This window comes from Kosakonia oryzendophytica (genome assembly GCF_900094925.1).
GTDB classification, from domain to species: domain Bacteria; phylum Pseudomonadota; class Gammaproteobacteria; order Enterobacterales; family Enterobacteriaceae; genus Kosakonia; species Kosakonia oryzendophytica.
Window position 1 is genome coordinate 51,670 of the sequence record NZ_FMAY01000016.1, and the last position, 21,947, is coordinate 73,616.

Below are 21,947 nucleotides of genomic sequence, written 5' to 3' on the forward strand. Positions count from 1 at the left end.
TTCACGTTAAAACAAGGCGTTTACGCCTTTGCGGTTCGGGCATATCAACCGTAGCGCCCGGTAATATAGTCTTCGGTTTGTTTCTTCTTCGGCTTGGTGAACAGATCATCCGTATTACTGAACTCAATCAGTTCGCCGAGATACATAAACGCCGTATGATCGGAGCAACGCGCAGCCTGCTGCATATTGTGGGTAACGATCACGACGGTGTAATCCTCTTTAAGCTCAGTAATCAGCTCTTCAATACGACCCGTTGAAATCGGGTCCAGCGCTGAACAGGGCTCATCCAGCAACAGCACTTCCGGGCGAATCGCGATACCGCGTGCAATGCACAGACGCTGCTGCTGACCACCGGAGAGAGAGTACCCACTCTGGTGCAGTTTATCCTTGGTTTCGTTCCATAATGCGGCTTTGGTCAAAGCCCACTGCACGCGCTCGTCCATATCGGCGCGGGAGAGCTTCTCAAACAGACGCACTCCAAAGGCGATATTGTCGTAAATCGACATCGGGAACGGCGTCGGCTTCTGGAACACCATGCCCACTTTTGCACGCAACAGCGCGATATCCTGGGTATTGGTGAGGATGTTGTCGCCATCCAGCAGGATTTCACCTTCAGCGCGCTGCTCCGGGTAGAGCTCAAACATCTTGTTAAAGGTACGCAACAGCGTGGACTTGCCGCAGCCTGACGGCCCGATAAACGCAGTCACCTGATTTTTAGCGATATCCAGGCTGATGTTTTTCAGTGCATGGAATTTGCCGTAATAGAAGTTCAAATCGCGAACCTGAATTTTGCCCGGCGTCGTATCAACCATACTCATTTATCTCTTTCCTCAACTCGACGCCGCTTATCGCCGCGTCGCAAAAAATTAACCGTGTTTACTCTTCGCGAAAATGACGCGCGCCAGAATATTCAGCAACAGTACACAGAGAGTGATAATCAATACCCCGGCCCAGGCCAATTCTTGCCATTCGGCAAACGGGCTCATAGCGAATTTGAAAATCGTCACCGGCAGGTTAGCGATAGGCTGCATCATGTCGGTACTCCAGAACTGGTTAGAAAGCGCAGTAAACAGCAACGGCGCGGTTTCACCCGCAATACGCGCAACCGCCAGCAGCACCCCCGTCATAATCCCGGAGACGGAGGCCTTCAGGGTAATCGCCGCAATCATCTTCCATTTAGGCGTTCCCAGCGCATACGCCGCTTCACGCAGGCTATCCGGTACCAGTTTCAGCATGTTTTCCGTGGTGCGGATAACAATAGGCACCTGCAACAGCGCCAGCGCAATCACGCCTGCCCAGCCGGAGAAGTGCTGCATTTGCGCGACCACAATGGTGTAAACAAACAGCCCCACCACAATAGAAGGCGCAGACAACAGGATATCGTTGATAAAGCGGATCACTTCCGCGAGCAGCGACTTACGGCCATACTCGGCCAGATAAATCCCCGCCATAATGCCCAGCGGTGTACCGATGACGGTTGCCCACAGAATCAGCAAACCACTGCCCGCCAGGGCGTTCGCCAGACCGCCACCCGCCGTATTCGGCGGCGGTGTCATTTCAGTGAACAGTGCCAAAGACATGCCATCAAAGCCGCGTGCCACGGTAGAAAAGAGGATCCAGACCAGCCAGAACAGACCAAACACCATGGTCGCCATCGACAACGTCAGGGCGATACGGTTTTTCATGCGACGACGCGCCTGCATTTTGCGGCGCGACTCGGCTAATTGCACCGTGCTTTGCATTTCAAGCGTTGCCATCAGCGCGCCCCCTCGTTTTTCGCCAGTCGCAGGATCATCACTTTAGAAATGGCCAGCACAATAAAAGTGATCACAAACAGGATCAGTCCCAGCTCCATTAGCGCGGCAACATGCAGACCGGATTCCGCTTCGGCGAATTCGTTCGCCAGTGCGGAAGTGATACTGTTGCCCGGCATAAACAGCGAAGCGCTATCGAGTTGGTAGGTGTTACCGATGATAAAGGTTACCGCCATGGTTTCGCCCAGTGCGCGGCCCAACCCCAGCATAATGCCGCCAATCACCCCGTTTTTCGTGAACGGCAGCACGATGCGCCAGATCACTTCCCAGGTGGTGCAGCCAATGCCGTACGCCGACTCTTTCATCATCACCGGCGTTTGTTCAAACACATCGCGCATAACCGCCGCAATGTAAGGAATAATCATGATCGCGAGGATCACCCCGGCAGCCAGAATGCCAATACCGAACGCCGGCCCGGAAAACAGCGCGCCCACAAACGGAATGGTGGAGAGCACATTACCCACCGGCTCCTGGAAATAGGTGGCGAACAGCGGAGCAAAGATAAACAAGCCCCACATGCCATAGACAATACTGGGGATAGCCGCCAGCAGCTCAATCGCAATACCAAGCGGGCGTTTCAGCCAGTTTGGCGCCAGTTCGGTCAAAAACAGCGCGATGCCGAAACTCACCGGAACCGCGATCAGCAGCGCGATAACTGAGGTGACGATAGTGCCGTAAATCGGTACCAACGCACCATAAATGTCATTCGGAGCATCCCACTCTTTGGTCCACAGGAATGAGAAACCAAACTTCTGAATGCTTGGCCAGGCGGAGAAAATCAGAGACACAATAATGCCGCTGAGCAGCAATAACACAATCAGCGCAGCCAGTTTTACCAGTGCGCTGAAAATCATGTCGCCTTTTTTTCCCGGAGGGTTAAATGCCGGCTTGGTTGCAGCCATAAATTACTCTTCAGTTTAACGTCTTACGAATTTGCCCGCAGGCGCATGCATCGGCTTACGGGCCTACAGAGAATCTGTAAGGCGAGTGGTGTAAGCGCCACTCGCCATATTCTTCAATAATCTGTGATTAGTACAGTGCTTTACCGCTGCTGTCTTTCACATTTGCTTTCCATGCAGCACGAACCTGAGTCACGACGCTTTCCGGAAGCGTAGCGTAGTCGAGTTCGTTAGCTTGTTTGCCGCCTTTTTTGTAAGCCCAGTCGAAGAATTTCAGGACTTCAGCGCCTTGCTCCGGTTTAGCCTGCTCTTTATGCACCAGGATGAAGGTGGTGGAAGTGATTGGCCACACATCCGCGCCTTTCTGGTTAGTCAGGTCCTGAGCGAAGGATTTGCTCCAGTCGATATTTTTTGCGGCGTTAGAGAAGCTGGTTTCAGTCGGGCTAACCGCTTTACCATCTGCAGACAGCAGTTTGGTGTAGGTCAGGTTGTTCTGCTTAGCGTAAGCATATTCAACATAACCAATGGAACCCGGCAGACGCTGTACAAATGCGGCGATACCGTCGTTACCTTTACCGCCCAGACCGGTCGGCCAGTTAACCGTGGAGCCAGAGCCAACTTTGGATTTCCACTCTTCGTTGACTTTCGCCAGGTAGCTGGTGAAGACGAAAGAGGTGCCAGAACCATCAGCACGACGCACAACCGCGATGTTCTGCGAAGGCAGTTTCAGACCCGGGTTGAGTTTTGCAATCGCTGCGTCATCCCATTTTTTGATGTTGCCCAGATAGATATCACCCAGCGTTTTACCATCCAGTACCAGCTCGCCGGATTTAATGCCCGGGACGTTAATAGCCAGTACAATACCGCCGATTACGGTCGGGAACTGGAACAGGCCTTCCTGAGCCAGTTTGTCATCAGCCAGCGGGGCATCGGAAGCACCGAAATCAACCGTTTTAGCCGTAATTTGTTTCACGCCGCCGGAAGAACCGATACCCTGGTAGTTAATCTTATTACCCGTTTCTTTCTGGTAGGTATCAGCCCATTTGGCATACACCGGCGCAGGGAAAGTTGCACCAGCACCGGTCAGGCTTGCCGCAGCATTGGCAGCAAAAGCGCTCAGAGATAAGGTCGCGGCGACAACAGTTGCGACAGTGGTACGCATAACGTTCATAATGTCTCCTGCAAGATTCGTAAATCGTTGTTTGAGTTGCTACTCGGAGCAAAATAGGACACTTTGATGACAGTTATATGCAATGATTGTTACTGTTTAATGACAGCAATGAAATATCCTTGCTGAATTATTAAAAACATTTATAAATCAATGTAATAACATTCAATTACCACAACTTCATTACACGAACATTTTCTTTTTATGACAATCCAACCGTAGCTGAAAATCCGGATTTGTCATAAAGCGCTGCCAGAATAAACGCCGCTATTCCGCCCCAGCTAACGATCCCTTTTCCAGTGATTTAGCAATCATCCGCCACCGATTTTCAGCGCGACAGCGCTACCAGGAAGAGGTAGCAGACAAGCCTCTGGTTTCGTATTTATATAGCTACGAAGTCGGACCATTGTTGATGCAACATAGTAAACCCTAAGGAATGATGATGATTAAATCAGTTGCTGTCGCTATCGGATTGCTGTCGTTTCTTCCTGCTACATACGGCCATGCCGCCGACAGGCCCGTATCTCTTGGCTCCTCCGGTTATCAGTCTGATTCGGTGATGGTTTTGCAGGGCACAGAACATGACACGGGTAACGCAACTATCGTCCCATCGGATTACCTGAGCGTAAGTAAACTCAGAAACATTCAAGAGGATGCGCCAAAACAAAAAGAAGACATCGCTGATATGAAAAAAACGCTCTCGGAAATGGGGCGGGACAGAGAAAACCTGCAAAGACGCAATGATGAATTAAGCCGTAAAGTTGATGACATGCAACGCAGCATTAATTCGCTGGAAAACAAGCTTGATGAGCTGAGCCGTAGGGTCAAATAAGTCAGGAGAGGTTGCCATCGGCAACCTCTTTTTTACGCTGCGGCTAACTGCCTGGCGCTTGCTGTTTATCGAACACAAACAGAATGTGGTGATCATCCAGATACTTAATATCCACTTTATTGCCTTTCTGTATTTTTGATGCGTTAAAGGCAGAAATGGTCTCTTTCCCTTCCACCGATCGGGTGGCCCCTCCTTCTTGCAATGCGAGCCGATATTTAATGTTAATGGTGCCATTGTCGTTTGAGCTGATGTAGCTGACCTCTTCGACGGTAGCCTGCAATTCACGGCCCTGTGTCTGGATCTTATGGTCACGGTTAAACAGATAGACGATATAAGCGACCATGCCGACGATAAATATTACCGAAAAAACGATAACAAACTTCATTTAATCAATCCCTTACATAAACATCGTTAAACCATGAACCGAGGCCATCACCTGACCGTATTGCATCATTGCATTGGTAAACGCTACCCGACCCTCGCTGGAGGCCAAATCAAAAGCCGACTTATCGAACTTCAGATTGGTTAATCCTACCTTGCTGATCGCGGTAGCCGTAAACGAGGCCCCCTCGGTGACCACCTTAAGGGCGGTAAAATCAAAAGAAAACAGGGAAACCGTCTCTTTATGGTCTTTATATTCAAGCGCTTGTGGCGTTTTAATGTGCACCTTTTCATCACTCGCAATGGTGATCAGTTTAGGGGAAGAGATTGTCGCACCCTGCGCTATTTTCTGCGTCCACGCCCCTTCTATGGTGGTGATGTTATTGCCGGTGATCGTTTGTGTCAGGTTTTGCGAAATCGACTCTTGCCGGGAGCCGGTAATCAATGACGAGACGCCGTTATCAAAGGTATAGCTCACCAGACCGGTAATATGCTGCGATGATCTACCGTCAATATCTTCAGTGCGGTTGCCTTTTACCGTCACCGTTTCACCCCCGCTGGTTACCCGCATCACGCGGCCATTCGTAATGGTGGTTTCTTCGCCATTACCTACCGTTCTGGTCTCTTTATCCGTCACTTCCGTCGTGCGCGTTGCATGGTATTTGAAGGCTGCGCGTTTCGTCACCTCATCATCAAGCTCACCCAAAACGGTCAGGCTACGGTTACCGTCGACCGTAATCACCTGATTATTTTCGACCGAGACATTCATGTCCTTTTCCGCATGCAAATCCATGCGCTCAGCGCCGAGTTTATCTTCAAACAGCAGATAGCTGGCGTTGTCGCAATTGCCGGTTTTTGAGCGCGTCATAAACCCCATTACCGTTGCGGCGGCGGGCAATGCCCAGGGCGGCATATTTGCCTCGTTATATACGCGCCCGGTCACCATCGGACGGTCGGGATCGCCGTTGATAAAATCAATTACCACTTCATCACCAACCCGCGGGATCTGAACACCACCAAATCCCTGACCGGCCCACGAACTGGATACGCGCACCCAGCAAGAGCTGGTTTCATCACTTTTCCCCAGCCTGTCCCAGTGGAATTTCACTTTTACCCGCCCGTATTTATCGGTCCAGATAGGTTCCCCCTCCGGGCCGACTACGCGAGCGGTTTGCGGGCCATATGTTCGCGGCCATGCGGTTTTTTGCTCCGGTCGCCAGGTCAGAGAAGCTGGGATCACGCTAAAGCTAATTAGCCGGGAACTGTCACCTTCATCACCGCTGGCATAGCGGTTTTCTTCAAACTGCAACCAGGTCTTTGTCACCAGATAGCGGCCATTATCCTGCATAAAAGGAGCATTAATGAGCTGAAAGGTATGCCCGGCCGCAATGCCAATAGCGGTGGCTGTTCCCGCGGTCTGCTGATGATCAACCTGCCAGCGTTCCTGCTTGATGCGGGCATAATATTCCCCGTCATTTTGCTCAACAAAACGCCCCGGCCATTCATACACATCAATACGGCCAGGCGACGGCGATGCGGGGTTCTGGCGAGCCTGGAAAAGCCAGGCATTTGGTTTACGAAAGTCGTAATCCTCGGTGCTGAAAATACCCGGCGTAACGCGATCTTCCATTGACCACTGACTAATGCCTTCAACATCCGCCACGCCGCCAGCCTGGGACTGTATATAGGGGATGACATCATAACCTGCTGCCGACGGAAAAGCAGAACCGGCGTCGGTAAGTACCAACGTATGGTTATCCGCTGCATGGCGAAAATACCAGGAGATACCTTCCAGCTCCATTAAGCGTCGGATGAAATCCAGGCTGCTTTCCTGGTACTGCACACAGTACTCCCAGACCCGATAACTTGCTGTGAGCTGATTATCCAGCTTTACCCCATGTTCACTCAGCATGGTCTGGACGATTTGCGGAACCGTCTGCGCCTGAAAAATACGCATGTTTCGCTCCAGCCGCATCGGCCAGAGATCCGACTCAACAGTGAGCTGATAGGCCGCGTAACGCTGCCCGGAAAGCTCTACGGAAGCGACTGCCACGCTGGTGGCTTTTCCGTTGAGATACCGTGTTGCAAGCGCGTCCTGGTCCGGTATTTCAATGCTGACGGATTGCCCCAATATCTGGCTTCTGTCTATTCTGGCATCTTGTCCGAGTACGGTAAGTTGATATTCAAAGGGTTCAGAGAGGGATTCACTGCCGGCCATTTTCCAGAAAAGCAGGTCCGGTGCGGCGGTGATTTTGACGGTTATGCGGGAAGACATTGATCATCTCCGGGCAGATTCAACGGTAGGCGAAACACAGGAGCGGTAAGTGCTCCAGCTGAGATAGCCAGCCGCGGAACATTCCGCGCAATGTCTGATTCCGGTAGTGCGAGTGTCGGGCTGACCATAAAAAAAATCCGGTATGCTTTTTAAAAAGCATGACCGGATTTGTTTACAGTACGGTTAAACCGCAGACCGTAACGGCGTTAGCGCCGCATTATCGGATTATTCTACTGTGACGGATTTCGCCAGGTTACGCGGCTGGTCAACGTCAGTGCCTTTGATCAGCGCAACGTGGTACGCCAGCAATTGCAGCGGCACGGTGTAGAAAATCGGCGCAATCATCTCTTCAACATGCGGCATCTCAATGATATGCAGATTGTCGCTGCTGGTGAAACCGGCATCCTGATCGGCGAAGACGTACAGCACACCGCCGCGCGCGCGAACCTCTTCGATATTGGATTTCAGTTTTTCCAGCAGTTCGTTGTTTGGTGCCACCACAATCACCGGCATATCGGCATCAATCAGCGCCAGAGGGCCGTGTTTCAGCTCGCCCGCCGCGTACGCTTCTGCGTGAATATAGGAGATCTCTTTCAGTTTCAGCGCGCCTTCCAGCGCAATCGGATACTGATCGCCACGCCCCAGGAACAACGCATGATGTTTGTCGGAGAAATCCTCCGCCAGCGCTTCAATACGCTTATCCTGTGACAGCATCTGCTCAATACGACTCGGTAGCGCCTGCAGACCATGAACGATGTCGTGCTCGATAGACGCATCCAACCCTTTCAGGCGGCTCAGTTTCGCCACCAGCAACAGCAGAACCGTGAGCTGAGTAGTGAAAGCCTTGGTGGAGGCAACGCCAATTTCGGTACCGGCATTGGTCATCATCGCCAGATCGGATTCACGCACCAGCGACGACCCCGGAACGTTACAAATCGCCAGTGAACCAAGGTAGCCCAGCTCTTTCGACAGACGCAATGCAGCCAGTGTATCCGCCGTCTCGCCGGATTGGGAAAGGGTGATCATCAGGCTGTTGCGACGCACCGCCGATTTGCGGTAGCGGAATTCAGAGGCGATCTCCACATCACACGGAACACCGGCCAGCGCTTCAAACCAGTAACGGGAAACCATACCGGAGTTATAAGAAGTTCCGCAGGCAACGATCTGGATATGTTCCACTTTCGACAGCAGCTCGTTAGCATTCGCCCCCAGTTCGCTCAAATCCACTTCGCCGTGGCTGATACGGCCGGTCAGAGTATTTTTAATAGCATTCGGCTGTTCAAAGATCTCTTTCTGCATGTAGTGACGATAAATGCCTTTATCACCCGCATCGTATTGCAGACTGGATTCAATATCCGGGCGTTTCACCTGCGCGCCTGATTTATCGAAAACAACCACTGTACGACGGGTCACTTCCGCGATATCGCCCTCTTCCAGGAAAATAAAGCGACGGGTCACCGGCAGGAGTGCCAACTGGTCGGAGGCGATAAAGTTTTCCCCCATACCGAGGCCGATAACCAGCGGGCTACCGGAACGTGCAGCCAGCAGCGTACTGGGATCGCGGGTATCCATGATCACCGTACCGTATGCACCGCGCAGCTGCGGAATGGTACGCAGCACAGCCTCGCGCAGGGTGCCGCCCTGTTCCAGTTCCCAGTGCACCAGATGTGCTATCACTTCAGTGTCTGTTTCAGACACAAACACATACCCGCGCGCTTTTAAAACTTCGCGCAGCGGTTCATGGTTCTCGATGATGCCGTTATGCACCACAACAATATGGTCTGAAACATGCGGATGCGCATTGCCTTCAGAAGGTTCACCATGGGTCGCCCAGCGTGTATGAGCAATACCTGTCCCACCGTGCAACGGGTGTTCTTCCGCTGCCTGAGAGAGCATCTGCACTTTACCGAGACGACGCAGACGCGTCATATGCCCGTTGTTGTCCACCACTGCCAGACCGGCAGAGTCATATCCACGGTATTCCAGACGACGTAAACCTTCGAGAAGGATTTCTGCAACATCACGCTGCGCGACAGCGCCAACAATTCCACACATATTTTAAGATTCCGATTTTGGCATTATGCCTTTTGTTGTCGGTCAACCTGTATGCCCGTTTTCGGGCGCCCCGAGCCTTGTAGAGAGTGGGGTTATTTTTATAGGTACTGCCTTACGGGCGGAGGAATTATTTTTCCCCTCATCCCTGAATACTTGCCGGAAAGCGCTACGCTTATCCGGCCTAAAAAACGGGTTATTTCTTCTTCACCGGACGACGCCAGCCCGGTTTCTGCACCTGTGGCACGCGGCTTAACACCAGTTCATTTTCGCCTACGTTGCGCGTGACCGTCGTACCAGCCGCAATGGTGGCACCGTTGGCCACCGTAACCGGCGCCACTAACTGCGTATCAGAGCCAACAAACACATCATCACCAATCACGGTTTTGTGCTTATTTGCACCGTCGTAGTTGCAGGTGATGGTCCCGGCGCCAATATTCACATTATCGCCAATGTCCGCGTCGCCCAGGTACGTCAGATGCCCCGCTTTAGAGCCTTTACCCAGACGCGCTTTTTTCATTTCAACGAAGTTACCAACATGCGCGCCAGCCAGCAGTTCGGCCCCCGGACGTAAACGCGCGAAGGGACCAATGGTGCATGCGGCTTCCAGGCGGGCATCTTCCACGACGCTGTAAGGACTGATTTCGCAATCATCGCCAATTTCGCTGTTTTTGATCACGCAGCCTGCGCCAATCTTCACGCGATGGCCAAGTTTGACGCGCCCTTCAATAATGACGTTAGCATCGATCTCCACATCCCGCCCGTGCTCCAGCGCGCCGCGGAGGTCGAAACGCGCCGGATCGCGCAGCATAACGCCGGCAAGCAGTAGCCGCTCAGCTTGTTCAGCCTGATAAGCACGCTCCAGACGCGACAATTGCAGACGGTTGTTGACCCCTTCCACTTCACTCAGGCGTTGCGGATGAACAGCTGTAATTTCACGCCCTTCCTGATGAGCAAAGCCAATGATGTCGGTAATGTAGAATTCACCCTGAGCATTGTTATTGGTGAGTTGGCTGAGCCAGCGCTTCAGATCGCCGCCGTTGGCCACCAAAATGCCGGTGTTGATTTCTTTAATCAGGCGTTGAGCTTCGCTGGCGTCTTTCTGCTCGATAATCCCGGTAATCACGCCATTTTCACGCGTAATCCGACCATAACCGGTGGGATCGTCGAGTTTCACCGTCAACAGACCAATACCGCCCTGTGGCTTGGCGTCACGCAGGCGCTGCAGCGTATCAACAGAAATCAGCGGAACATCGCCATAGAGCATCAAAATGTCTTCGTCATCGGCGAAGAACGGAGCGGCCTGCTGCATCGCATGGCCCGTGCCCAGTTGCTCAGCTTGCAGCACCCAGTTTAGTTTATCGTCGCGTAGCGTAGCTTTCAGCAGATCGCCGCCATGACCATAAACCAGATGAACGTTATTTGCGCCAAGATTTGTAGCAGCATCAATGACATGCTGGACCATCGACTTCCCTGCAAGGGTATGCAGCACTTTCGGGAGATCGGAATACATGCGTGTGCCTTTGCCCGCGGCAAGGATCACCACACTCATTTTTGTGTTCAACATACGCGTCCTGACTGTCATTTGAGTGAGAAGTTAAACTCTTTAGCGTTGAAAATACTACATATTTTGCAGCATAAAATGGAGTGTTGGTGAAACGCTCAACATCCACCTTTACAGTGCATTTGGAGGCTATTTTAACGGCAGAGTAAATGCGTTTGTCACTGAAAATTAGCGACGTTTCTCTCTGTCACTAATTTATACAAAGGGTTAGCTGTTTTTTTTTATCCTGAATAAAGATTGAACAAAAATAAAACACCGTTTTGATCATTAAAGAGTGTGACGTACAAAAAAGAAACAGTGTTTCATCCTGGTAATAATGGCGGGCAATGATTAATCAGGAGCATAAAATGAATTATAAAATACCTCTCGCCATAACCGTTTGCAGCTCACTTATCTCCGCTTCTGTACTGGCCACACCGGCTCCTGTATGGCGAGCCATTGCTTTCGGGCAATCAACTGACGTGAATTTTTCTTCTAACGTTCTGCCGGAAAAGATCGGCGTTAACGATGTGACTATCGACGGCAAGACACTTTCCGTTTCGGACCAAGCCGATCTCTCCAAACCCATCACACTCGAAAGCCGCGGCGGTAAAATTGCTAACTCTCATGATGGCCTGACCTACTTTTACACCTCCCTGCCCACTGGCGAAAATTTTGTCTTACAGGCCACCGTCACCGTAGACCAGTTCGGTCCGGAAAATGGCGCCAAACCGGCGGCGCAAGAAGGGGCTGGCTTACTGGTTCGCGATATTATTGGCAACCCGCGCCAGCAGCCGCTGAAAGAGGGCTATGAGGAGTTCCCGGCGGCATCGAATATGGTGATGAATGCCATCATGACGCAGGATAAAAAAGACCATTTTCGCGTGAAAATACAGGCAATCGCCCGTGAAGGGATCAGCCACCCGTGGGGAGACGCTGGCGCGGCAATCACTAAAAAAAGTTACCAGGAAGAGGTGGATCTTCGCCAGACGCCCACCTTCCGCATGAAACTCGAGCGTACCAATGACGGTTTTATTAGCGCATGGGCTCCGCAAGGAAGCGATAACTGGGTAAGCCAGACAATTCCACATGCCGATTTGATTTCAGTACAGAACAGCGAGCAATATTACGTCGGTTTCTTTGCCTCACGTAATGCCAAAATTACCATCTCCGACGCCTCTCTGACCACCAGCAAAGCCCGAACGGTGGCATCCAAACCCTGGCAGGCAAAACCGTTGCCTGTTGTTGTGCAGATAGCCTCGCCTGCGCAAAGTATCAGTGAGAAATATACCGTTCAGGCACGCGCCAACTATGATGGTCTGTTTGCTGTGCGGCAAAACGAAGTGGTGATCGGTAATGATAAACCCGTAAAAGCGGGTGATATGTACACGCTCCCCGCGACGCTTTCAGGTGACACCTCCATGTTTGTGTTGACCTTTACCCCCACCAGCGGCGATGACAAAACCCCCGTTACGCAGACCATAAACGTAGAGAGAGCGACCGCCACAACCGCCACAACCCTCCATGTCGCCGCCGACGGAAAAACGGATGGCGAAGGTACGGCCGCCTCACCGCTGGATTTAGCCACCGCCATCAATCTGCTGCCGCCAGGTGGCACCCTTGCGCTAAAAGCCGGAGACTATGCGCGAACAGAAATCCCGCTCACCGCCAGCGGTTTGCTGGGGAAGATGAAGACGCTGCAAGCCGACGGCAAAGTGGTGATTCATGGGTTACAACTGGACGCCAGCTACTGGCATATCAAGGGGATTGAAGTCACAGACAAGAGCCTGCGTGTGCAAGGCAGTCACAACCTGATCGAAAAAGTGGTCGCCTGGCGTAATGACGATACCGGTATTCAAATTTCTTCGCCGGAAAATATCGGTCGACCATTATGGGCGAGCCACAACCGCGTGATCGATTCCGAGTCCAGGAGTAATGAAGATCCGGGGAAAATTAATGCCGACGGGTTTGCCGTAAAAATGCGCGTAGGTGAAGGGAACAAACTGGAAAGATGCTATGCCCACGACAACATTGACGATGGTTTTGATCTTTTCAACAAGATTGAAGATGGCGGCAACGGTGTTGTGGTGATCGAGAATTCAATTGCCAGTAATAACACCAGCAATGGTTTTAAACTGGGAGGAGAAGGGCAACCTGTCGCTCATCAGGTTCGCAACAGCAAAGCAATCGGCAACCATCTGGACGGTTTCACCGATAATTTTAACCCTGGCAAGTTGGTGGTGGAAAACAATATTGCCGCGGATAACCAACGCTTTAACTTTATCTTCCGCCCCAGTCCTTACGGTGATGCCTCCACGCAAGGCGTGTTTAAAGGCAACATTTCTGTACGCAGTAAAGCCGGGCAGTATGATGATGCGGTGGTGGGGAATATTGACGCGACGAACTACTTTATCGCCAATGGCAAAAGCGTGAATGCATTGCAGCAAGAAGTGGACAGTAAAGCGGTTCTGGCGGAACTGAAGATGTAGCCAGATGGCGCTCGCTTATCACACAACGGTAAGCGCAGCGCCACTCAGCGGATCAGCAGATTAGTGGTTGAACGTCCCGAAAGAGATGTTCATGTTGCTGAAGAGAGCGATGATTTTGTTGATCAGTTTCATGATGGCTTCCTGATTTTGTCAGAGTTAATTTTTGTGATGAACATCACAGAAAAGAAGTCTACGCCTCATTTTTTAACCGATCAATATTTTTGTGATGCGCATCGCAAAATAATAAAACACGTTTTCAGTTCCATTTTTTCTGAAACGCAACCATAAAAAAAGCCAGTCTGGAAACCAGACTGGCTTTTTAACGTTCAAGCCGGTTTACATCGCTTTTTTAGTCAACTCGATAACACGCAGTTTCGCGATGGCTTTCGCCAGCTCCGCAGACGCCTGAGCGTAATCCACGTCACCGTGAGAGCTCTTAATGTGCTCTTCTGCTTTACGCTTCGATTCCAGGGCTCGCGCTTCGTCGAGATCCTGGCCACGAATAGCGGTATCAGCCAGAACGGTCACGCTGCTCGGTTGCACTTCAAGAATGCCGCCGGACAGATAGATAAACTCTTCATGACCGAACTGTTTAACGATGCGGATCATACCAGGCTTAATGGCGGTGAGCAGCGGTGCGTGCCCCGGGAAAATCCCCAGTTCACCTTCACTACCCGTTACCTGGATTTTCTCGACCAGACCAGAGAACATCTGTTTCTCTGCGCTGACGACGTCCAGGTGGTAAGTCATTGCCATATCACCCTCCGATTAAGGCGTTAAAGTTTTTTGGCTTTTTCCACTGCTTCTTCGATGGAACCAACCATGTAGAACGCCTGCTCCGGCAGGTGATCGTATTCGCCTTCCATAATGCCTTTAAAGCCACGGATGGTGTCTTTCAGGGAAACGTATTTGCCCGGAGAACCGGTGAACACTTCCGCTACGAAGAACGGCTGGGACAGGAAGCGCTGGATCTTACGTGCGCGAGCTACCACCAGTTTGTCTTCTTCAGACAGCTCATCCATACCAAGGATGGCGATGATGTCTTTCAGTTCCTGATAACGTTGCAGCAGAGACTGTACGCCACGCGCGGTGTCGTAGTGTTCCTGGCCCACAACCAGCGGATCCAGCTGACGGCTGGTGGAGTCCAGCGGGTCAACGGCCGGGTAGATCCCCAAAGACGCGATCTGACGGCTCAGTACCACAGTTGCGTCAAGGTGCGCAAAGGTGGTGGCTGGCGACGGGTCAGTCAGGTCATCCGCAGGTACGTATACCGCCTGTACGGAAGTGATAGAACCGGTTTTGGTAGAAGTGATACGTTCCTGCAGAACACCCATCTCTTCCGCCAGCGTCGGCTGGTAACCTACCGCTGAAGGCATACGGCCCAGCAGTGCGGATACTTCAGTACCGGCGAGGGTATAACGGTAGATGTTGTCGACGAACAGCAGAACGTCACGACCTTCGTCACGGAACTTCTCAGCCATGGTCAGGCCGGTCAGCGCAACGCGCAGACGGTTTCCCGGCGGCTCGTTCATCTGACCGTAAACCAGGGATACTTTGTCCAGAACGTTGGAGTCAGTCATTTCGTGGTAGAAGTCGTTACCCTCACGAGTACGTTCACCCACGCCCGCAAACACAGAATAACCGGAGTGCTCAATCGCGATGTTACGAATCAGCTCCATCATGTTTACGGTTTTACCCACGCCCGCACCACCGAACAGACCGACTTTACCGCCCTTCGCGAACGGACACATCAGGTCGATAACTTTGATGCCGGTTTCCAGCAATTCCTGAGAGCTGGACAGCTCTTCATAGGACGGTGCCGCGCGGTGGATAGCCCAACGCTCTTCTTCACCGATGTCGCCTTTCATGTCGATCGGCTGACCGAGCACGTTCATGATACGACCCAGTGTTGCTTTACCAACCGGGACTTCGATCGGGTGCGCAAGGTCGTTCACTTCCAGACCACGACGCAGACCGTCAGAAGAACCCATGGCGATGGTACGTACGATACCGCCGCCCAGCTGCTGCTGCACTTCCAGCACCAGCGTCTCGTTACCATTCTTAACCTCAAGAGCATCGTACACGCGCGGTACGGCATCCTGAGGGAATTCGACGTCAACTACGGCGCCGATTACCTGGACAATTTTTCCAGTAGCCATCTTGAATCCTCTACGAATTAACCTGGTTATACCGCGGATGCACCACCGACGATTTCGGTGAGTTCCTGAGTAATGCTGGCCTGACGAGCTTTGTTGTATACCAACTGCAGCTCTTTAATCAGGCTGCCGCCATTGTCGGTCGCGGCTTTCATCGCCACCATACGTGCGGCCTGCTCGCTGGCCAGGTTTTCCACAACACCCTGATAAACCTGAGATTCAACGTAACGACGCAGGAGCGTGTCCAGCAGCCCTTTCGGATCAGGTTCGTACAGATAATCCCAGGATTTATGCTTCAACTCTTCATCTTCTGCGGCCGGTAAAGGCAGCAGCTGAGTGATGGTCGGAGCCTGAGACATGGTGTTGATAAATTTGTTGCTAACAATATAAAGCTTGTCGAGACGACCTTCGTCGTAGGCTTGCAACATGACTTTTACCGGGCCGATCAGTTCGGACAGGGAAGGGTTATCTCCCATGCCGGTTACCTGAGCGACAACGTTGCCACCTACGGAATTAAAGAAAGACACGCCTTTAGAGCCGATCATCGCGAGTTCGCTCTGAACGCCTTTATCGGACCATGCTTTCATATCCGCCAGCAGTTTTTTGAACAGGTTAATGTTCAAACCACCACATAAACCACGGTCGGTCGACACCACCAGGTAGCCCACGCGTTTAACGTCGCGTTCTTCCAGGTAAGGGTGCTTATATTCCAGATTACCGTTCGCAAGGTGACCAATCACTTTGCGCATGGTATCTGCATAAGGACGGCTGGACGCCATGCGATCCTGCGATTTACGCATTTTGGAAGCGGCGACCATCTCCATCGCTTTAGTGATCTTTTGCGTGTTCTGGACGCTTGCGATCTTACTACGTATCTCTTTTGCGCCGGCCATGAGCTTCTCCTCAATGCCTTGCGGCCTGCCCTAAGACAAGCCGCCAGACGTTACCAGGACTGGGTTGCTTTGAAGGAATCGAGGATGCCTTTCAGCTTGCCTTCGATTTCGTCGTTATAGCCACCGGACTGGTTGATCTCTTGCATCAGCGGAGCGTGATCACGGTCAGCGTAAGCCAGCAGAGCGGCTTCGAAGCTACCGATTTTCGCCAGTTCCACATCTTCGAGGTAACCGCGTTCAGCCGCAAACAGCACCAGACCCTGCTGAGCAACAGACATTGGAGCGTACTGTTTTTGCTTCAGCAGCTCGGTCACTTTCTGACCGTGGCTCAGCTGTTTACGGGTTGCTTCATCCAGATCGGAAGCGAACTGAGAGAACGCTGCCAGTTCACGATACTGCGCCAGCGCGGTACGGATACCACCGGACAGTTTCTTGATGATCTTGGTCTGAGCTGCACCACCCACACGAGATACAGAAATACCCGGGTTAACCGCCGGACGAATACCGGAGTTAAACAGGTTAGTTTCCAGGAAGATCTGACCATCGGTAATAGAAATTACGTTAGTCGGAACGAACGCAGAAACGTCACCCGCCTGGGTTTCAATGATCGGCAGCGCGGTCAGAGAACCGGTTTTACCTTTCACTTCACCTTTGGTGAAGGCTTCAACGTATTCAGCGTTAACGCGGGATGCGCGCTCCAGCAGACGAGAGTGGAGATAGAATACGTCGCCCGGGAATGCTTCACGTCCTGGCGGACGACGGAGCAGCAGGGACACCTGACGATAAGCGACTGCCTGTTTAGACAGGTCATCGTATACGATCAGCGCATCTTCACCGCGGTCACGGAAGTATTCGCCCATTGCGCAACCGGCATACGGTGCCAGATATTGCAGTGCGGCAGATTCAGAAGCGGTTGCAACCACAACGATGGTGTTAGACAGCGCACCGTGCTCTTCCAGTTTACGCACCACGTTGGCAATGGTGGACGCTTTCTGGCCGATAGCAACGTATACGCATTTGATGCCGGAATCGCGCTGGTTGATGATCGCATCGATTGCCATCGCGGTTTTACCGGTCTGACGGTCACCGATGATCAATTCACGCTGACCACGACCGATTGGGATCATGGCGTCAACGGATTTATAACCCGTTTGAACCGGCTGATCGACGGACTGACGATCGATAACGCCCGGTGCGATAACTTCGATTGGCGAGAAGCCATCGTTATCAACCGGACCTTTACCATCGATTGGCGCACCCAGGGTGTTCACCACACGACCCAGCAGGCCACGGCCAACCGGAACTTCAAGAATACGGCCAGTACATTTAACCTTCATGCCTTCGGCAAGGTCAGCGTACGGGCCCATCACTACTGCACCCACGGAGTCGCGCTCCAGGTTCAGTGCGATAGCGTAACGGTTACCCGGCAGAGAAATCATCTCGCCCTGCATACAGTCGGCCAGGCCGTGAATGCGGATAACACCGTCGCTTACAGAAACAATAGTACCTTCGTTGTGAGCTTCACTCACAACACTGAACTGAGCAATGCGCTGCTTGATCAGTTCGCTGATTTCGGTGGAATTCAGTTGCATGCTCCAGTCCCCTTAAGACTGCAAGACGTCTGCAAGGCGTTCAAGACGGCCGCGAACGCTGCCATCAATCACAGTATCACCCGCTCGGATGATAACGCCTGCCATAACAGACTTATCGATTTTGCAATTCAGCTTCACTTTACGTGACAGTCGTTTTTCCATCGCTGCGCTGATTTTCGTGAGCTGCTCTTCGCTCAATGCGGTTGCGGACGTGACTTCAACGTCTGCTGTAGCCTCGCTGGCTGCACGCAAATGAACAAACTGCTCAAGAACATCAGGGAGCACTTTCAGACGTCCATTTTCAGCCATTACCCGAATCAGGTTCTGACCTTTGGCGTCCAGTTGCTCCCCACAGATGGCGATAAACGACTCAGCGAGCGTTTCCGGTGCTAATGCACCGGAGAGGAGCTCGGCCATTTGCTCGTTTTTAGTCACCTCGGCGGCAAACGCCAGCATATCCTGCCAGCGATCAACACTTTGGTTTTCAACGGCAAAGTCAAAAGCTGCTTTGGCGTAGGGGCGAGCTACCGTTACAAATTCAGACATCAGCCCCTCCTCCTTACAGTTCAGCGACCAGTTTATTCACGATGTCGCTGTTAGCAGCTTCATCCACGGAACGCTCAATGATTTTCTCGGCGCCAGCTACAGCCAGCAGAGCCACTTGTTTACGCAGCTCTTCGCGAGCACGTTTACGCTCGGCGTCAATTTCCGCCTGCGCCTGCGCCACGATTTTGGTACGTTCCTGCTCGGCTTCTGCTTTCGCTTCGTCCAGGATCTGAGCACGGCGTTTGTTCGCCTGTTCGATGATTACCTGAGCTTCTGCTTTCGCTTTTTTCAGCTGGTCGGTCGCATTGGCCTGTGCAAGGTCAAGGTCCTTTTTAGCTCGTTCTGCGGAAGCGAGACCGTCAGCAATTTCTTTCTGACGTTTTTCAATGGCAGCCATCAACGGCGGCCATACATACTTCATGCAGAACAGAACGAACAGGACAAACGCGATGGCCTGGCCGAGGATTGTTGCGTTTAGATTCACAGCACAATGCCTCTTATCTGGTTAACGTTCTAAACAATTGCTTGGAAAGCAACTCTTACTACGCGACAGCAAACATCACGTACAGACCCAGACCCACAGCGATCATCGGGATAGCATCCACCAGACCCATAACGATAAAGAACTGAGTACGCAGCAGAGGAATCAGATCAGGTTGACGCGCTGCGCCTTCCAGGAATTTGCCCCCGAGGATGCCGATACCGATCGCAGCACCGATTGCCGCCAGACCCATCATCACAGCGGCAGCCATGTACAGCAGATCCATATTCAGGTTTTCCATGACAGTCTCCAGTTTGTTTCAGTTAAAACGTAGTAGTGTTGTTAAAAATCAATGCTCTTCAGATGCCATCGACAGATAGACGATCGTCAGAACCATGAAAATAAAGGCTTGCAGCGTAATGATCAGGATGTGGAAAATGGCCCATGGCACATTCAGAACCCACTGTGACCACCACGGCAGAAGACCCGCGATCAGAATGAAAATCAACTCACCCGCGTACATGTTGCCAAACAGTCGCAGACCGAGAGAAACCGGTTTGGACAGCAGGCTCACGCCCTCAAGGATAAGGTTTACCGGAATAAATACCGGATGGTTGAACGGCTGGAGAGTCAGCTCTTTAGCGAAACCGCCAATACCCTTCATTTTGATGCTGTAGAACAGAATCAGGATAAATACGCCCAGCGCCATAGACAGCGTGATGTTGACGTCTGCAGACGGCACCACACGCAGCGCAGGCAGCCCCAGAACCTTCTCGCCGATAAGCGGGAGAAAATCGATAGGCAGCAAATCCATCAGGTTCATCAGGAATACCCAGACGAAGATCGTCAGGGCCAACGGAGCGATAAGTTTGCTTTTGCCGTGGTACATGTCTTTGACGCTACCATGGACAAAACCAATCACCAGCTCAATTGCAGTCTGGAATTTTCCCGGGACGCCGCTGGTGGCTTTTTTCGCTACGCTACGGAACATCATCAGGAACAACAGACCCAGTACCACCGAGAAAAACATGGAGTCGATATTGAGCGTCCAGAAGGTGGCCGGGGGGTTATGCGGATCCACCAGCGAGAACGTACGAAGATCGATCTGAAGGTTATTCAGATGGTGACCTATGTACTCCTGCGGTGTTGAGATTTCTCCTGCAGACATGATGCCTCTTACCCTTTGTTGTTAATTACAGCGGGTGCCAGTATCTGAACTACCAGCACCGAAACCCACGTGACTATCAGCGGCAAAAACGCCACCCTGAATACCGCCAGCGCCACCACCAGCAACACGAATGTCACCAACACCTTGATTGCTTCACCGAGGGCGAAGGTCCAGGCCACTCGGCCTTTAGCAGGTGTAAGCGCCTGATGACGCCAGGCAAAAATCATAAACAACATGTTTGGCAATAAGACTGCCATACCTCCGCACACGGCGGAAATGCCCCAGAAGGGGTCTTTGAGGCTAAACAGCAATCCACTTGCCATTACTGCCAGAAACTGAATAAGCAGAAGCTTGCGTGCAACGTTTCGACTAAAGAGCGACACAGACATCACGTTTCTTTACTCCTGCTCCCTTTGAGGTATGCCGCGTGTCGTATAAAACGTTCTTTAAGGCCCGGAGTCAAGCAGCAAAAAGCGGTCAAATTATACGGTTCGGCCTCGTGATTTCAAACAATAAGTAGCGAAAAGGTGAATAAATGTTTAAATAATTTTCCCGATGGCTATTTTTCAACTTTTGTCGAAACTGTGAACCTTCGGGCAAAACTGCAAATAACGCGAAAAACCTGCTACCAAAGCGTGCACCAGGTCACAAAACAAACATTTATGCGTCGGTCATATTAATCACGCCCGTAAATTGTGACTTTTCATCTTTCTGATATTTAAGACGAATTATCACAACTCTTTTTAAAACAGCCGCAAATATAACAAAAACGTTTCATTGACATTTATAATAATTATTTAACATCTATTTTTGATTATCAGCGCCGACTTTTAGCGCGCTGATATTTTCGCAGTTGACTATTCTTCCGGTGAAGAATAAAAATGACGTTAAAAGTCGGATAAATCCTGGTAAATGTCGGGTTAAATGTAACTGAACGTATCACCGCTTTTTATGTCGATTTTTAACATCCTGAGAACAGCACGAATTCTACATTTTTTGATAAAAATTAAACTTTATTTGCCTTAACAACCACCAGATGGCGTTCGCCTTCAAGGTGCGGAACATACAGTTTCTCAATACTTTCCACCGTAAATTCAGCAGGCAACAGAGAAATCTCATCGTCTGGCACCAATCCTTTCAGCGCGTAAAAACGGCCTTGCGCTCCAGGCAAATGCTGACACCAGCTCACCATGTCATTCAGCGAAGCAAAAGCCCGACTGATCACCCCATCAAACGGCGGTTCCGCAGGGAAGTCTTCCACACGGCTCTGCACCGGCGCGATATTCTCAAGATGCAATTCATGCTGAACCTGGCGCAAAAAGCGCACGCGCTTGCCCAAGCTATCAAGCAGCGTGAAATGCGATTCAGGACGAACGATAGAGAGGGGAACCCCGGGTAAACCAGGCCCGGTGCCAACATCGATAAAGCGCGAACCCTGCAGATAAGGCGCCACCACGATACTGTCGAGTATATGGCGGATCAGCATCTCGTTAGGATCGCGTACCGACGTCAGGTTGTAGGCTTTGTTCCATTTGTGCAGCAGGTTGACGTAACCCACCAGTTGTTGCTGCTGGTGATCGGACAACGAAATGCCAGCTTCATCCAGCAGACGAGAGAGTTTGTTAAGCACGGTTGATACCCTGGGATTGCTATGCCCG

General features: G+C 51.6%; 21 protein-coding genes. 3 read left to right on the forward strand and 18 right to left on the reverse strand.

Translation table 11 applies throughout. From position 1 onward, the window contains the following. Positions 1–44: 44 nt before the first annotated feature. The 4 genes from pstB to pstS form a co-directional block, all read right to left on the reverse strand. Positions 45–818 (reverse strand): phosphate ABC transporter ATP-binding protein PstB, encoded by a 774-nt coding sequence (gene pstB / locus GA0061071_RS21000; RefSeq protein WP_061499637.1) that lies wholly within the window; start codon positions 816–818, stop codon positions 45–47. Between the two features lie 48 nt (positions 819–866). Next, positions 867–1,757 carry a phosphate ABC transporter permease PstA gene (gene pstA / locus GA0061071_RS21005; RefSeq protein ID WP_061499635.1) on the reverse strand — a complete coding sequence of 297 codons (891 nt, stop codon included), beginning with the start codon at positions 1,755–1,757 and terminating at the stop codon, positions 867–869. After that, complete coding sequence (pstC, locus tag GA0061071_RS21010) at positions 1,757–2,716, reverse strand: phosphate ABC transporter permease PstC (RefSeq protein WP_061499632.1); 960 nt, start codon at positions 2,714–2,716, stop codon at positions 1,757–1,759. Before pstC ends, pstA begins: the two co-directional genes overlap by 1 nt. Before the next feature lie 127 nt (positions 2,717–2,843). Then, positions 2,844–3,884, reverse strand: a complete 1,041-nt coding sequence (gene pstS, locus GA0061071_RS21015; RefSeq protein WP_061499630.1) for a phosphate ABC transporter substrate-binding protein PstS — start codon at positions 3,882–3,884, stop codon at positions 2,844–2,846. Positions 3,885–4,323: 439 nt separating this feature from the next. On the opposite strand from pstS, the gene GA0061071_RS21020 reads away from it, so the two are divergent. Further along, positions 4,324–4,713: a hypothetical protein gene (locus tag GA0061071_RS21020; RefSeq protein WP_088236959.1), complete on the forward strand. Its 390-nt coding sequence runs from the start codon at positions 4,324–4,326 to the stop codon at positions 4,711–4,713. 43 nt (positions 4,714–4,756) lie between these two features. Here GA0061071_RS21020 and GA0061071_RS21025 read toward each other — a convergent pair whose 3' ends face one another. The 4 genes from GA0061071_RS21025 to glmU form a co-directional block, all read right to left on the reverse strand. Then, positions 4,757–5,098, reverse strand: coding sequence for a hypothetical protein (locus tag GA0061071_RS21025; RefSeq protein WP_088236960.1), 342 nt, complete (start codon positions 5,096–5,098; stop codon positions 4,757–4,759). A gap of 12 nt (positions 5,099–5,110) precedes the next feature. Next, positions 5,111–7,369, reverse strand: coding sequence for a type VI secretion system Vgr family protein (locus tag GA0061071_RS21030; protein WP_088236961.1), 2,259 nt, complete (start codon positions 7,367–7,369; stop codon positions 5,111–5,113). A 225-nt stretch (positions 7,370–7,594) separates the two neighbouring features. After that, on the reverse strand, positions 7,595–9,424 hold the full coding sequence (gene glmS, locus GA0061071_RS21035) for a glutamine--fructose-6-phosphate transaminase (isomerizing) (protein WP_061499619.1): 1,830 nt from the start codon (positions 9,422–9,424) through the stop codon (positions 7,595–7,597). 193 nt (positions 9,425–9,617) lie between these two features. After that, positions 9,618–10,988 carry a bifunctional UDP-N-acetylglucosamine diphosphorylase/glucosamine-1-phosphate N-acetyltransferase GlmU gene (glmU, locus tag GA0061071_RS21040; RefSeq protein ID WP_088236962.1) on the reverse strand — a complete coding sequence of 457 codons (1,371 nt, stop codon included), beginning with the start codon at positions 10,986–10,988 and terminating at the stop codon, positions 9,618–9,620. A gap of 344 nt (positions 10,989–11,332) precedes the next feature. On the opposite strand from glmU, the gene GA0061071_RS21045 reads away from it, so the two are divergent. Both GA0061071_RS21045 and GA0061071_RS23525 read left to right on the forward strand, forming a co-directional pair. Continuing rightward, positions 11,333–13,453 (forward strand): right-handed parallel beta-helix repeat-containing protein, encoded by a 2,121-nt coding sequence (locus GA0061071_RS21045; RefSeq protein WP_088236963.1) that lies wholly within the window; start codon positions 11,333–11,335, stop codon positions 13,451–13,453. A gap of 63 nt (positions 13,454–13,516) precedes the next feature. Beyond that, the gene (locus tag GA0061071_RS23525) at positions 13,517–13,741 is read left to right on the forward strand and encodes a hypothetical protein (RefSeq protein ID WP_167352675.1); all 225 of its coding nucleotides are present in this window, start codon (positions 13,517–13,519) and stop codon (positions 13,739–13,741) included. Positions 13,742–13,789: 48 nt separating this feature from the next. On the opposite strand, the gene GA0061071_RS21050 is transcribed toward GA0061071_RS23525, so the two are convergent. From GA0061071_RS21050 to rsmG, 10 genes are all read right to left on the reverse strand, one after another. Continuing rightward, a complete protein-coding gene (locus GA0061071_RS21050) occupies positions 13,790–14,209 on the reverse strand; it encodes a F0F1 ATP synthase subunit epsilon (protein WP_061499604.1) in 420 nt (139 codons plus the stop codon). Positions 14,210–14,229: 20 nt separating this feature from the next. After that, the gene (atpD, locus tag GA0061071_RS21055; RefSeq protein ID WP_017458048.1) at positions 14,230–15,612 is read right to left on the reverse strand and encodes a F0F1 ATP synthase subunit beta; all 1,383 of its coding nucleotides are present in this window, start codon (positions 15,610–15,612) and stop codon (positions 14,230–14,232) included. 26 nt (positions 15,613–15,638) lie between these two features. After that, entirely contained in the window at positions 15,639–16,502 is an 864-nt protein-coding gene (atpG, locus tag GA0061071_RS21060) for a F0F1 ATP synthase subunit gamma (protein WP_088236964.1), read from the reverse strand. A 50-nt stretch (positions 16,503–16,552) separates the two neighbouring features. Further along, a complete protein-coding gene (gene atpA, locus GA0061071_RS21065; RefSeq protein ID WP_061499596.1) occupies positions 16,553–18,094 on the reverse strand; it encodes a F0F1 ATP synthase subunit alpha in 1,542 nt (513 codons plus the stop codon). A gap of 12 nt (positions 18,095–18,106) precedes the next feature. Beyond that, entirely contained in the window at positions 18,107–18,640 is a 534-nt protein-coding gene (gene atpH / locus GA0061071_RS21070; RefSeq protein ID WP_061499591.1) for a F0F1 ATP synthase subunit delta, read from the reverse strand. A gap of 13 nt (positions 18,641–18,653) precedes the next feature. Then, the gene (gene atpF / locus GA0061071_RS21075; protein WP_044182687.1) at positions 18,654–19,124 is read right to left on the reverse strand and encodes a F0F1 ATP synthase subunit B; all 471 of its coding nucleotides are present in this window, start codon (positions 19,122–19,124) and stop codon (positions 18,654–18,656) included. Between the two features lie 58 nt (positions 19,125–19,182). After that, a complete protein-coding gene (gene atpE / locus GA0061071_RS21080; RefSeq protein WP_000429386.1) occupies positions 19,183–19,422 on the reverse strand; it encodes a F0F1 ATP synthase subunit C in 240 nt (79 codons plus the stop codon). Between the two features lie 48 nt (positions 19,423–19,470). Continuing rightward, positions 19,471–20,289 carry a F0F1 ATP synthase subunit A gene (atpB, locus tag GA0061071_RS21085; RefSeq protein ID WP_061499588.1) on the reverse strand — a complete coding sequence of 273 codons (819 nt, stop codon included), beginning with the start codon at positions 20,287–20,289 and terminating at the stop codon, positions 19,471–19,473. A gap of 8 nt (positions 20,290–20,297) precedes the next feature. Continuing rightward, positions 20,298–20,678: a F0F1 ATP synthase subunit I gene (atpI, locus tag GA0061071_RS21090; RefSeq protein ID WP_061499585.1), complete on the reverse strand. Its 381-nt coding sequence runs from the start codon at positions 20,676–20,678 to the stop codon at positions 20,298–20,300. 617 nt (positions 20,679–21,295) lie between these two features. Further along, positions 21,296–21,919, reverse strand: a complete 624-nt coding sequence (gene rsmG, locus GA0061071_RS21095; protein ID WP_088236965.1) for a 16S rRNA (guanine(527)-N(7))-methyltransferase RsmG — start codon at positions 21,917–21,919, stop codon at positions 21,296–21,298. Positions 21,920–21,947: the final 28 nt, after the last annotated feature.